General features: G+C 68.2%; 8 protein-coding genes and 2 pseudogenes. 3 read left to right on the forward strand and 7 right to left on the reverse strand.

The genetic code is table 11. From position 1 onward, the window contains the following. Window positions 1-230 precede the first annotated feature (230 nt). On the reverse strand, window positions 231-3,020 hold the full coding sequence (prsT, locus tag AC07OQ_RS20085; protein WP_495054918.1) for an XrtA/PEP-CTERM system TPR-repeat protein PrsT: 2,790 nt from the start codon (window positions 3,018-3,020) through the stop codon (window positions 231-233). A gap of 281 nt (window positions 3,021-3,301) precedes the next feature. On the opposite strand from prsT, the gene AC07OQ_RS20090 reads away from it, so the two are divergent. Beyond that, window positions 3,302-4,066, forward strand: coding sequence for an XDD4 family exosortase-dependent surface protein (locus AC07OQ_RS20090; RefSeq protein WP_495054919.1), 765 nt, complete (start codon window positions 3,302-3,304; stop codon window positions 4,064-4,066). A 69-nt stretch (window positions 4,067-4,135) separates the two neighbouring features. Here the strand turns inward: AC07OQ_RS20090 and AC07OQ_RS20095 are convergent, their stop codons facing one another. From AC07OQ_RS20095 to AC07OQ_RS20105, 3 genes are all read right to left on the reverse strand, one after another. Next, a complete protein-coding gene (locus AC07OQ_RS20095; protein WP_495054920.1) occupies window positions 4,136-5,863 on the reverse strand; it encodes a S8 family serine peptidase in 1,728 nt (575 codons plus the stop codon). 444 nt (window positions 5,864-6,307) lie between these two features. Next, window positions 6,308-8,416 (reverse strand): MHFG family PEP-CTERM protein, encoded by a 2,109-nt coding sequence (locus AC07OQ_RS20100; protein WP_495054921.1) that lies wholly within the window; start codon window positions 8,414-8,416, stop codon window positions 6,308-6,310. A gap of 400 nt (window positions 8,417-8,816) precedes the next feature. Next, a complete protein-coding gene (locus tag AC07OQ_RS20105) occupies window positions 8,817-9,191 on the reverse strand; it encodes a hypothetical protein (protein ID WP_495054922.1) in 375 nt (124 codons plus the stop codon). Between AC07OQ_RS20105 and AC07OQ_RS20110 the strand changes: the two genes are divergently transcribed. Both AC07OQ_RS20110 and AC07OQ_RS20115 read left to right on the forward strand, forming a co-directional pair. Continuing rightward, window positions 9,190-10,098 (forward strand): LysR substrate-binding domain-containing protein, encoded by a 909-nt coding sequence (locus tag AC07OQ_RS20110; protein ID WP_495054923.1) that lies wholly within the window; start codon window positions 9,190-9,192, stop codon window positions 10,096-10,098. The genes AC07OQ_RS20105 and AC07OQ_RS20110 overlap by 2 nt on opposite strands. A gap of 68 nt (window positions 10,099-10,166) precedes the next feature. Beyond that, the gene (locus AC07OQ_RS20115) at window positions 10,167-10,589 is read left to right on the forward strand and encodes a cupin domain-containing protein (RefSeq protein WP_495054924.1); all 423 of its coding nucleotides are present in this window, start codon (window positions 10,167-10,169) and stop codon (window positions 10,587-10,589) included. A gap of 31 nt (window positions 10,590-10,620) precedes the next feature. On the opposite strand, the pseudogene AC07OQ_RS20120 reads toward AC07OQ_RS20115, so the two are convergent. From AC07OQ_RS20120 to AC07OQ_RS20130, 3 genes and pseudogenes are all read right to left on the reverse strand, one after another. Beyond that, a pseudogene (locus AC07OQ_RS20120) lies at window positions 10,621-11,036 on the reverse strand (glutathione S-transferase family protein); the annotation flags it as partial. 85 nt (window positions 11,037-11,121) lie between these two features. Continuing rightward, the gene (locus tag AC07OQ_RS20125; RefSeq protein WP_495054925.1) at window positions 11,122-12,162 is read right to left on the reverse strand and encodes a TAXI family TRAP transporter solute-binding subunit; all 1,041 of its coding nucleotides are present in this window, start codon (window positions 12,160-12,162) and stop codon (window positions 11,122-11,124) included. 1 nt (window position 12,163) lies between these two features. After that, window positions 12,164-12,659 (reverse strand): annotated as a pseudogene (locus tag AC07OQ_RS20130) (hypothetical protein); the annotation flags it as partial.

A 12,659-nucleotide genomic window follows, 5' to 3' on the forward strand; every position in this document is an offset into this window, starting at 1 on the left:
GACCGCATCCGTCGCCTGCGCCATCGGCTGATGGTTTCTGGATACAAAGTACAAAACGATGATAGCCCCGGGGAAACGGCGAAGCCGGTCGCGCAATGGATTCTTGCGCGTCAGGCGCAGGCCGGCTCCGCGGCGGCGGGCCGAGCGCGGCGGGTAGCGGGTAGCGGGCATTGCAGCGCAGCCGCCGGCGCGGTCGCGCCTGCGGTCGGGGATCGCCAGCTATCGGTGCCTCAGCCGCCCAGGCGCTTGAGCAGCGCATTGACCTCGGCATGCTCGCTGAAGGCCGTTCCCAGCGCGGCCAGCCGGCCCAACTCGGCGCGGGCGTTGTCCTTGTCGTCGGCCTGCAGATAGAGCTTGGCCAGAGTCAGCCGCATGCCGCCCGCCTTTGGCGCCAGCGCGACCGCCTTGGCCTGCCACTGGATGGCTTCGCTCAGCTGCTTGTCCTCGGCATAGGCCAGCGCCAGCGTATCGAGGAACGCCGCCTGCTCGGGTGCCAGCTTGACCGCGCGCTCGGCCATGGCAAGCCCGCCGGGTTTCTTGAACCTGATCAACAGATAGGCCAGGTTGTTCAGCGTCGCGGGATTGTCCGGCTGCAGTTCAAGCGCCTTGCGGTAATGGGCCTCGGCCGTGGCCCAGTCGCTGTTCAGCATGGCGGCCTCGCCCAGCCGGATCCTGAAGCCGGCATCGCGCGGCTGCTGCTGCAGCCATTCGCGCTCGAACTGCGCGGCCTGGGCGGTCTTCTTGTCATTGGTCAGCGCCCAGTGCAGCCGCGCCGCGGCATCGGCCGGGTGGTTCTTCGTCAGCGCCTTGCGGAAGGCCGCGGCGGCGGCATCCCAGTTCTTCTGCCCGGCCTCGAGGTCGCCTTCGAGCCGGAAACCGATCGACTCCGCCGGATGCTGGCGCTGCACGTCGCGCGCTATCTCCATCGCCCGCGCCGGCCGCTTCTCGCGCAGCGCCAGGTCCATGGCGGCGCGCTGGGCGGGCACCCAGTCGGGCGTGAGCGCCAGCGCGCGCCGCACATGGATATCCGCGGCGGCCAGGTCGCCGCTGGCCCGGTATGCGTCGGCCAGGCGCAGCTGCGCCACGGGCGATTTCGGCCGCAGCACCACCAGCTTTTTCAGGCTGGCAACCGCCTGGTTCAGCTCGCCGGCCATCAGCTGCGCCGAACCCAGCCGTTCCAGCAGCTCGGGCTCGTCGGGCAGCGCGGCCACCGCAGCCTGGGCGGTGGTCAGCGCGGCCTTGCCATTGCCGGCGAGCATCTGCAGATTGATTGCCGCCAGAAAAACGTTGGCATTACGCGGATTGGCCTTGATCGCCTTGTCCAGCCAGTCGGCCACCACGTCGGCCTTGTCGCCCGAGCGCAGCGCCAGCTCGGCCAGCGCCAGCATGGCCGAGGCATTGTTGGGATCGGCCTCCAGCAGGGTCTCGAATCGACTGCGCGCGGCCTGCGGTTGCTGGTTGCGCAGATCGAGCTCCGCCAGGCTCCGGACCGCTGGGAAATAGCGCGCATCCTTGGTCAGCGCCCGCTCGAAATGGCGCCGGGCCGCGGCCAGATCCCCCTTCTGCTGCGCGATGCGACCCCGCAGGTGATCGGGCTGGGCCTGCTTGGGCTGCTTTGCAGCCAGCGCATCGACCGCCTTGGCCGCGGCATCGAGTTCGTTGCGCCGCAGCCTGGCGCTGATGAGTGCCAGGTCCGCTGTGACGTTCTCTGCATCGGCCGTGGCAATGGCCTGCAGCTCTGCCAGCGCGGCATCCTCCTGGCCCGGGCCGCGGACCAACTGGGACAAGGCCTTTGCGGTGCGAAGGCCGGGGTCCTCCGGCTTGAGTCGCGTGGCCCGCGCAAAGCTCGCATCCGCATTCTTGAAATTGCCCATGGCCAGATGGGCCTGGCCGGCCAGGGTCAGGGCCTTGGCATCCGGCGTCGCCGCGTCTACAAGCGGCTGCAGCGCGATCAGCGCCTGGTCCGCCTGGCCATGCCGCAACAGGGCCTGGGCCAGTAGCAGGCGCGGCTCGGGCGCCTTGGGTGCCGCCGATACCGCCTTGCCGAGCAGTGCCTCGGCCTGGATCAGCGAGTTCAGCCGCAGTTCGGCCTGGCCCGCCAGCAGCAGGACGCGTGGATCGTTGGGGGAGCCGCTCAGCAGCTGCTGCGTGATCTCGCGGGTGCGCTTGGCGTCCCCGTTCAGGAAGGCCAGCAGCGCGTCGAAGTACAGGGTCTGGGGATTCTGGGGCAGCACCGTCTTCATGAGCTCCAGCTGCTTGGCTGCGGCAGCCAGGTCGGGCTGGCCGATCAGCAGGCGCATCAATGCCTGGTGGGCGGGCAGCCAGTTGTCCTGCAGCTCGATGGCCTTGCGGTAGGCGGCCCGCGCCACCGCGGGATCGGCCTTGTTCTGCAGCAGCAGATCACCCTTCAGCGACCAGGCCTGGGCGCTGTTCTGGTCCTGGGCCAGCAACTGATCGGCGATGCCGATCGCGGTGGCTATGTCGCCCCGCGCGGCGGCCAGCCGGGCGCGCATCAGCAGGGAGGGCATGTGGGTGGGCACGCGTCGCAGGGCCGCGGCAACCGCGTCATCGGCCTTGCGCAAATCGCCGCCCTCGGCATAGGCGAGCGCGAGATGCGCCTTCAGGTCGGCCGCTGCCTGGTCATCCTGGAGTTCGAGTTGGCCGTACTGCTCGACCAGTTCCGCTTGCTTGCGCAAGGCCAGCATCGCCGTCGCCAGCGGCGGCAGCGCACGCTCCTTGGACATGCCGTACTCCATTGCACGACGCAACTCGGCCTCCGCGGCGGCGGCTTCGCCGGTGGCCAGCAGGGACGAGCCCAGCAGGAAGCGGCCCTCGGCCGATTCGGGCTGGTCCTGCAGCAAGGACTTCAGCTCGATAATGGCGCTGACATGGTCCTTGCGCTCGATATAAGAGCGAGCCGAGGCCAGCACCGTCGTTTCGTCGGGCTTGCTGCAGCCGGCGGCGGCCACCAACACAAGCCAAGCCACCCCCAAGCGCCCCAGCCTGTTCATCTGGTTCATTGCCACCCCCAATGATTTTCCGGAGCACGGAGCCCTGCGCCAGTATCACCCAGCGCAGGCGGCCGTCAAAAGCGCACGGACCCGTCTTTGAGGGGGCAGGCGAGGAAGGATCTGCCCTCGTCAGCATGCCGGGTTTTTTTACAGTTGATTTCCGACGGAGTGGGCGGAAACTCGGAAAAGTCTTCTGAATCAAGGATGTGAAATCGTTGGCACGCTGATTGCTTTTACAAGGTCAGCCAACGTAAATCGGCGTCAGCCATGTGGTAGAGAAGGAGAACGCTATGAAGGTCACATCTTTGGTCTGTGCAGCTCTGGCAGCGGTGGCCTTCGCGCAACCGGCTTCCGCTGCGATCACTTTTACGGGTACTTCCGGCAACTTGGCCGCATCGGCCACTTTCGACATCGTGGCTGCGGGCAGCCTGCAAGTGACGCTTACCAACACGAGCGGCGCCGACACGCTGGTCCCCACGGATGTCCTGACCGCGTTGTTCTTCAGTTCCGGCGTTGTCTTCACCCCCGTCTCGGCAACCTTGGCTGCCGGCAGTTCGGTCCTCTACGACCCCCAAGGGCAACCCGCCGGCGGGATCGTGGGCGGTGAATGGGCCTACGGTTCGGGGCTTTCCGGTACTCCCGGGGGCGCCAATTCGGGCATCTCGAGTTCCGGCTATGGGGTGTTCGGTCAGCCCAATTTCCCTGGCCCCGATCTGGAGGATCCCACGGCGCTGGATGGCCTGCAGTACGGCATCGTCTCGGCAGGTGACAACGCGGCTACCGGCAACGCTGGGGTCACCGGCAGCGGAGGCCTGATCAAGAACTCGGTGGTGTTCATGCTCTCCTATTCCGGGGCCTTTGCACTGACCGACATCAGCACCGTCAGCTTCCAATATGGCACTTCGCTCACCGAGCCCAATGTGCCTTGCACCACGAACTGCGGCGGTGGCGGCGGTGGTGGCGGTGGTGGCGGTGCCCCCGAGCCCGGCACGATCGCCCTGGTCGGTCTGGCACTGCTGGGTGCCGCCGCAGCGCGGCGCGGCGCACGCGGCTGAGCTGCATCAGCCATAAAAAAACCCGCCGAAGGCGGGTTTTTCATTTCTGCGCTCAGGCCAGATCGGGGCTCACTTGCTGACCTGGATGGCCAGGGAGCCGGTATTTCCCGCAGCGTCCCTGGCCGTGGCCTTGATCGTGTGCAGGCCCGCATTCGCCCTGCGCGTATTCCACTTGTAGCTCAGCGTGGCGCCGGTGGACGAGGCCACCAACTGACCATCGATATAGAGGGACTGGGCCAGTGCCGCGGACCCGGTGTTGTCCGCGGCCTGCACCGTGATGCCGACGGTGCCGCTGACCCTGCTGCCATTGGCCGGGTTGCCGATGCTCACCGCCGGAGGCGTCGTGTCGGCCAGGGTATTGTTGGCGACATTGACCGCCAAGGCCGCCGAACTGCCGACATTGCCGGCCGCATCGTAGGCGTAGGCGCTCAGGTTCGCCGTCCCATTGGCCAGCTTGCTCGAATCCCAGCTGAAGGCGTAGGGGGCTGCGCTGTCGCTGGCCACCACGCTGCCGTTGGCGCGCAGCTCGACGCGGCTCACGCCAACGTTGTCGCTCGCACTGACATTCACCGCCACCAGGCCGCTGACCGTGGAGCCCGCTTGCAGCGAGGTGATCGTCGCGGTGGGCGCCTGGGTGTCCGCGGTCTGGTTGCCCAGCACGGCCTTCACGGCGGCGGCCGCATTGACGCGGCCATGGCCATACTTCTTGTCGCGGCCGGCATCGCCGAGGTCCAGCGCGCTGGAATACAGCAGGCTCTCGATCTGGCTGCCGGCCAGGGCCGGCTTGGCCGCCATCATCAGCCCGACGACGCCCGACACCACCGGGCTCGCCATCGAGGTGCCCCACCAGGCCTGGTAGCCGCCATCGCGGGTCGTGGTCCAGATGTCCTTGCCCGGCGCGGCAATCGTCACGAAGCTACCCCAGCTGGAGAAGCTCGTCAGCGCATCGGTGCTGTCGGTTGCCGACACCACGACCATCGTGCTGGTCGGCGCAATGCTCTCTTCGATGCCGTTGTTGCCCGCGGCCACCACCACCAGGCCGCCCTTGCTCTTCATGTAGCTGGCCGCGCTCTGCACCGCCGAGCTGCCGGCCACGCCCACATAGCTGATGTTGGCAATGCGCGCGCCGTTGTCGGCCGCCCAGGTCACGCCCTGCGCCACCGTGCTCCAGTAGGCGTAGGCGTTGGCATCGGCGATGCGCACCGGCATCAGCCGGGCCGCTCCCGCCACGGCCGCCACGCCCGCGCCGTTGTTCAGCGTCGCCGCGGCGCCGCCGGCCACGGCCGTGCCATGGCCATGCACGTCGGTCGTGTTGGAGTTGTTGTCATAGAAGTTCCAGCCCGCCACCATGCGCGCCGCCAGATCCGGATGGCTGCTGTTCACGCCGGTGTCCAGGATCGCGATCGTCACCCCGGCGCCCTGGGTCGAATCCCAGGCGGTGGGGGCGCCGATCTTGTTCAGGTGCCATTCGCTGCCCGCATAGGGGTCGTTGACCGCCAGTGCCGGCGTCACGCGCTGGTCCAGCTCGGCAAACTTGAAGTGCGGGTTCTTGGCCAGCAGGGCTTGGATCGACCGCTCCGAACCCTGGCTCGGCAGGTCGACGATGTACAGATCGCTGCGGCCGATGCGGCGCGCCTTGGCGCCATGGCCCTTGACCACGCCGGCCACCTGCGCCTCGCTCAGGCCCGCGCGCGCTCCCACCAGCAAACGCCCGGGGGCATAGCCAGCGCTGGCCGCCGATGCTTCGATGCAGCTCGGATTGTCGCTGCCGGTGGAGGCCGGGTTCGTGGAACTCAAAGAACAGGTTTGGGCAGCCAAGCCGGCTGCCAAAGCGATTACTGTCATCGCCATGAAGAGGCGCCTTTCCGAAACTGAGGCGCTGTGCTACTGCTTTGAGGTCATCCCTCCCCACATGCCCTCGAATCTCCCTGAGGCCCGGAGTGTGCCCGCCGCAGGCGGTTCACCAGGTTTGCGCATGTAACCCATTGTTGCCGCCAAATCGTTTGGCAATGCCTGCAATTGCATGCTGGATCGCTGCTGCGCAGCAGGAGAGCCGGGCTCGGCCGCCTCTAACGATCGCGGCCGGAAAGTGTTCAATTCATTAACAATTTTCCCGTGAGGGACTCCCCGACCGGGAAAAATCAGCAACTGATTCGATGCGTTGCGGGCGGTGCGGCCGTCCCAAACGACGGCTGGCGCCGGACCCAGACGGTCCGGCGCCAGCATCGGTGCGCGAGGTGCTTACTTGCTCACCTGGACCGTGACGCTGCTGCTGTTGCCGGCGGCATCCTTGGCCACGGCGGTGATCGTGTGGTTGCCGGATGCCGCCTTGCGCGCGTTCCAGTTGTAGCTCAGCGTTCCGCCGCTGGCGGTGGCGACCGTCTTGCCGTCGATGGACAGCGTCTGGCTGATGCCGGTGCTGCCGGCGTTGTCGGACGCCACCAGGCTGATGCTCACGGTCCCCGAGACCCAGGTGCCATTGCCCGGATTCCTGATCGAGACGACCGGGGGCGTGGTGTCAGCGGGCAGGGCCGTGACCGGATTGGAGACGTTGATCGCCACCGAGGCCGAACTGGCCGCATTGCCCGCGGCATCGATCGCGTAAGCCGAAACATTGGCCGTGCCATTGGCCGCGGTGGCCGAATCCCAGCTGAAGGCATAGGGCGCGGCCGTATCGGTGGCCACGGTCTTGCCATTGACCCGCAGTTCGACGCGGTTCACGCCGACGTTGTCGCTGGCATTGACATCCACCGTCACCAGGCCGGTGACCGTAGCGCCGCCCTGCAGCGAGGCGATAGCCACGGCCGGAGCCTGCGTGTCCGGGGCCTGTGCGTTAACGGTCGCCTGCACGGCGGCGGCCGCATTGACGCGGCCATGGCCATACTTCTTGTCGCGGCCGGCATCGCCGAGGTCCAGCGCGCTGGAATACAGCAGGCTCTCGATCTGGCTGCCGGCCAGGGCCGGCTTGGCCGCCATCATCAGCCCGACGACGCCCGACACCACCGGGCTCGCCATCGAGGTGCCCCACCAGGCCTGGTAGCCGCCATCGCGGGTCGTGGTCCAGATGTCCTTGCCCGGCGCGGCAATCGTCACGAAGCTACCCCAGCTGGAGAAGCTCGTCAGCGCATCGGTGCTGTCGGTTGCCGACACCACGACCATCGTGCTGGTCGGCGCAATGCTCTCTTCGATGCCGTTGTTGCCCGCGGCCACCACCACCAGGCCGCCCTTGCTCTTCATGTAGCTGGCCGCGCTCTGCACCGCCGAGCTGCCGGCCACGCCCACATAGCTGATGTTGGCAATGCGCGCGCCGTTGTCGGCCGCCCAGGTCACGCCCTGCGCCACCGTGCTCCAGTAGGCGTAGGCGTTGGCATCGGCGATGCGCACCGGCATCAGCCGGGCCGCTCCCGCCACGGCCGCCACGCCCGCGCCGTTGTTCAGCGTCGCCGCGGCGCCGCCGGCCACGGCCGTGCCATGGCCATGCACGTCGGTCGTGTTGGAGTTGTTGTCATAGAAGTTCCAGCCCGCCACCATGCGCGCCGCCAGATCCGGATGGCTGCTGTTCACGCCGGTGTCCAGGATCGCGATCGTCACCCCGGCGCCCTGGGTCGAATCCCAGGCGGTGGGGGCGCCGATCTTGTTCAGGTGCCATTCGCTGCCCGCATAGGGGTCGTTGACCGCCAGTGCCGGCGTCACGCGCTGGTCCAGCTCGGCAAACTTGAAGTGCGGGTTCTTGGCCAGCAGGGCTTGGATCGACCGCTCCGAACCCTGGCTCGGCAGGTCGACGATGTACAGATCGCTGCGGCCGATGCGGCGCGCCTTGGCGCCATGGCCCTTGACCACGCCGGCCACCTGCGCCTCGCTCAGGCCCGCGCGCGCTCCCACGAGCAAACGCCCGGGGGCGTGGACCGGCTCGCCGGCGGCCGGGGGCTGACGCCGCAGCGTTTCCTGCGGATCGCCCGCGAACTGCCGCTCAACACGCAGTACATGATGGCCATTGATCGTGACCAGCACGCAATAGTCGCCCTCGCAGTAGCTCAGCGCGGTTTCCTCGGCGGCGGGCGCCCAGGCGCTGCGATCGGTCTTTTCGCAGGCGGTGCGACCCAATTGCAGGCCGCTGATCTCGCCATAGCCCTGCTTGCCGACGATCGCGTCGCGCCGGATCAGCACCAGCTCGTCGAATTTGTGGGCCGCCATGCGTTGACGCAGACGTGCTCGCATTTCCGGCGGAATATCCTGAAAGCGCTCGACCGTCGAGGCCGGCTCGCCGCGGAATTCCGGCTGGGTGGAAGGGCTCCACTGGCAGCTGCCAGTAGCCAGGCTGGCGGCCAATGCGATTGCGGTCAATGCCATGGTGACTTACTCCATTCACGCGAGTTGCGCCGCCACGGTGTCGTGATGTCGCCCCTGCAAGTTAACTGTTACTGCCGCATCCGATCGTTCGATCTGACGCTGGTTCACAGCTTAGAAAAGCGGCCCCACGACCGTCTGTAAGCCATTGTTGCCACGCGCGATGCGGTTGGCATTTCAGTGCATTAGTGCGCAATTCGCCCGCAACGGCAAGATCAGTCCCGCGACCGGGGGGGAGGCGGCGAGCGTTTTTAGCGCCGATCAGGCGGCCCATCGGATGCAACGGATCGAGCTCGCGTCGATACGGCGGCGGGCGGTTTTCGCGAGGCGGGCCAGCAGAGCGCATGCCCGGCGGGCCTCCGGCTGGCGTGGCGCCGCGGAGGCCGGTTCAGCGCTCACGCGCTCACAGGAAATCCAGGCTGCGCCGCGTCGACGCGCCATGTTCTGGCATCGGCAGCGATTCATCGCACCAGCCAATGTCGCGCAAGGCGCGCTGATCCAGTTCGCGGATACCGGCCAGTTGGGCCGGGTTGCGCAGCATGGCGTCACGCAGCGTCGACCACCAGTGCCGCAGCAGCCCGGGATGGCTGGCGGAAGGGGCCGATGTGGCGTCGCACGGGGCGGCAGGGCAGGCATTCATCTTGGCATCTCCAGGCGGGTTCGAGGGCTCGCGAGTGAATTCAGGATAGGGCTGGCGACTGGACAAAGGAATTGATTGTTTTTTGCCGATCTGGTCAAAATAGCTAACCAGTAACCCGCTCGCCCACAGTCCCGCCATGGCACGCCTACCGCTCAACACCCTGCCCACTTTCCGCGTTGTGGCCCAGTTGCAAAACCTGCGTGCCGCGGCCGACAGCCTGCACCTGACCCATAGCGCGGTCAGCCACCAACTGCGCGTTCTGGAGACCCAGCTGGGCCATGCGCTGTTCGAGCGCCGCGGTCGACGCCTGGTGCTGAACAGCGCCGGTGTGGCCCTGCTGGCCAGCGTCGACAAGGCCCTGGCCGAGTTGGAGCGCGGCGTTGCGGCCGCGGCCGACGCGGCCGACCTGGATGCGCAGATCCTGCGCCTGTCGGTGCTGCCCTCGTTTGCGCAGCGCTGGCTGCTGCCGCGCATGCAGAGCTGGCGCAGGCGTCACCCGGGCCTGGCGCTGGAGATCAGCACCTCGGCCCAGTTGGTGGACCTGGCGCGCGAGGGCTTCCACGCCGGCATACGCCAGGGCAGCGGGCCCTGGCCGGGACTGAATTCCGAGGTGCTGATCGGCACCTCGATGCCCCTGGTCGTGGTGGGCTCGCCGGCGGCGGCCAAACGCCTGGGGCTGAATTCGAAGCGCCGCCATGCCGAGCCGCACGAGAGCTGCTTCGGCGCCGAGCCGCTGCTGGGCGATGCCGAGCCCTGGACGCAATGGTTCGCGGCCGCCGGCGTGATGCGACGGATCACGCCGGTGGCGGTGTTCAACGATGCCGGCCTGATGTTGCAGGCGGCCGAGCAGGACCTGGGCATCGCGCTGGCGCGCGAGATCCTGGCGGCCGACGCGCTGCGCGCCGGGCGGCTGCAGCGCCTCTCCAAGCTGACCATCAGCTACGAGCATGCCAAGCCCTACCACCTGGCCTATCCTCCCAGTCTGCAGGACTGGCCGCCGCTGGTGGCGCTGCGGCAATGGTTGCGCGAGGAACTGGCCGCTTAGCCGCCCGGGCGGCATGGGAAATGCCTGCCAGCAGCGCATCCGTGCGATCTTCCTTCTAGGAGTTCACCATGTCCGACGGCTCCGACACCCTGTTCTCACATGTCAAACCCGGCCAGACCGCCTATAGGGGCGGCGGCCTGCGCGACTTCTTCCTCTACCGCGACCTGGGCATCGCCGCCGCCACCCACGGCAAGGTGATCGCCCATCTGGTCAAGGCCAACGAGGCGCCCGAGAAGGGCACCGGCTGGCACCGCCATGAGGCCGAGTTCCAGATCGTCATCATGCTCAGCGGCTGGGCCCGCTTCATGTACGAGGACCAGGAAACCCTGGTGCAGGCCGGCGACTGCGTGCACCAGCGACCGGGCATCCGCCACTTCCTGTTCGACTACTCGCCGGACATGGAATATCTGGAGATCGTCTCGCCGGCCGATTTCAAGACTATCGACGTGGAGCCGGTCTGCGCGATACCGGACCCGACGCCCTGGACATGAGCATGGCGGCACCGGGAAGGTGCCGAGCCGTTCAGAACTCGGCGTCCAGCTCGTCGATCTCGTCCGGTTCGGCCTTGGCCGCCGCCACCAATTCCCGCATCGCCGGCAGCGCCATCACGGTCTTGCAATGGGCCGCGCAGCCCTTGTCGAGCTGGACGTCGTAGCTCAGGAAGCGCGCCACCACCGGCGCGAACATCGCGTCGGCCATGCAGGGCCCGGCTCCGAACAACCAGGGGCCGCCGTAGCGCTCCAGGCATTCGTTCCAGATCGTCGTGATGCGGGTGATGTCGCCCCCGCGCGCGACCAGAGCTTGAAGCCCGGAAAATGGCCCTTGATAGCCAGCGTGTCCCGGACCTGGACGCCCTCATGCTTCAGCATCGGCACCCGCATCGAGGCCGAGAGCAGCAGCATCTCGGCCTTCATCTCGGGGGCGTCCGGCGGGATCACATGCGCTAGCGGACGCCGTCGATCCGGCCTTGCCGGGCGGCCGGCGTCGCCCCCCGAGGGGGCGCGCGCAGCGCGTAGGGGGTGGTCATTGACACAGGCCGAGGATGCGCTCCTCGGCCGAGCAGCGTGGCGTCTTCCTCGGGTTGCAGCTGCGCAGCTCGCGCGTGGTGGGCGGGTAGTAGGTCCAGCCCGGGCCCAGCTCGGGCGTGGCCAGCCTGACCTCGCGCCACTTCGGATGGCCCTGCGCCTGCAGGCGCTCGAAGTTCTGGCACAGGGCGCGGCCGAAGCTGCGGAAGCTCTCCACCGTGCCCTTCAGGTTGTAGTCGTAGGTGACCAGGAAGGCCCCGACGGAGATCGTGGTGAAGTCCTCGCCGAGCAGGTTGGGGTAGCTGGCGGCACGCACCGTGGCCGGTGCATAGACCGTCAGCGGCAGCCTGGCCGTGGCATGGTCGGGGTCGAACCTCAGCAGCTTGATGAACTTCTGCGCCTCGGGTTTCATATTGGCGATCAGCGGCGCGGGCTGGCCGGCCGCCACCACCACCACGTCCACCGACTTGTCGCCGATCAGCTTGACCAGGGCCTCTTCGTTGGACATGAAGGAGGCCTGCGCATCGGGCATCGCGCCGCCGAACATCATGCGGTAGAGCGTGTGCGTGATCAGCGCCGCGCCGCTGCCGACCAGGCCGCCGTTGATCTTGGCGTCCCTGACCTCGTGCAGATAGTTGAGCGGCGAGTCGGCCCGCACGATGTAGTGGATCTCGGTGTTGTAGAGCGGCAGGATCACGCGCAGCGGCCTGACCAGGGCCGCGGCCTCGGCGTTGCCGGCGCCCGAGCGGTCGACGAAGGCCTGGAACACATCGGCCTGCACCACCGCGAACTTCACGCCCGGCTCGTAGCGCAGCAGCTTGACGTTGGCGGCCGAGCCCGAGGTGGCCAGCACCTCCAGATTGATGCCGGCGTCCGGCGCCACGAACCTGGCCAGGTCCTTGCCGATCGCGTAATAGGTGCCCTTGTCGGAAGCGGTGACGATCTTGTAGTCGACGGGCGCCGCCGCCGCGCCGCCGGCGGCCAGGGCGAGCAGGGCGCACAGGAGCTTCGGGCGGGCCAGCATCGTGATGATCGGCATCTCAGGGCCTTTGGGTGTTGTCGTTGAGCGTGCACAGCCCCAGCGCCGCCATGGCCTCGGTACAGGGCCCCAGCGCCGGGGGCGGCTGCTGGGCCGGGTCGGCGGCCAGCTCCGAGCGGCGCGTTCCCTGGGGACGGGGCGTTGCGACCGGCGCCGCAGCGGCGCGGACCGGGGCGGCACGGGGGCGTGCCGGGCCGGCCGCGGGGGGCGCCAGCTCGATCGCCGCGGCGGCGACCGAGGCCGGCTCCGCGGCGGGCATGGGGTCCGGCGCGGCGTTTTGCGGGGGCGACTCGGCCGTTCCCGGTGCGGCCTCGGCGAGGGGCGGCAGCGCGCTGCCGTGCGGTACCGCGCTGGCGGCCTGCAGGGGGGCCGGCGCGGGGGAGGTGACGGTGGCCGTCGGGCCGGGTTTTCTTGCGCCGAAACCGTAGTAGCCGAGCGCCGCCGCACCCAGCAGCACCAGACCCAGCAGCAGGGGCCAGCGCCGCTCTTCCGCGGGC

The organism is Roseateles sp. GW821-FHT09B06 (assembly GCF_059418245.1).

Coding starts and splice junctions, on each gene's coding strand:
- prsT (WP_495054918.1), bottom strand. CDS start 3,020: ATGAACCAGATGAACAGGCTGGGGCGCTTGGGGGTGGCTTGGCTTGTG.
- AC07OQ_RS20090 (WP_495054919.1), top strand. CDS start 3,302: ATGAAGGTCACATCTTTGGTCTGTGCAGCTCTGGCAGCGGTGGCCTTC.
- AC07OQ_RS20100 (WP_495054921.1), bottom strand. CDS start 8,416: ATGGCATTGACCGCAATCGCATTGGCCGCCAGCCTGGCTACTGGCAGC.
- AC07OQ_RS20110 (WP_495054923.1), top strand. CDS start 9,190: ATGGCACGCCTACCGCTCAACACCCTGCCCACTTTCCGCGTTGTGGCC.
- AC07OQ_RS20105 (WP_495054922.1), bottom strand. CDS start 9,191: ATGGCGGGACTGTGGGCGAGCGGGTTACTGGTTAGCTATTTTGACCAG.
- AC07OQ_RS20115 (WP_495054924.1), top strand. CDS start 10,167: ATGTCCGACGGCTCCGACACCCTGTTCTCACATGTCAAACCCGGCCAG.
- AC07OQ_RS20125 (WP_495054925.1), bottom strand. CDS start 12,162: ATGCCGATCATCACGATGCTGGCCCGCCCGAAGCTCCTGTGCGCCCTG.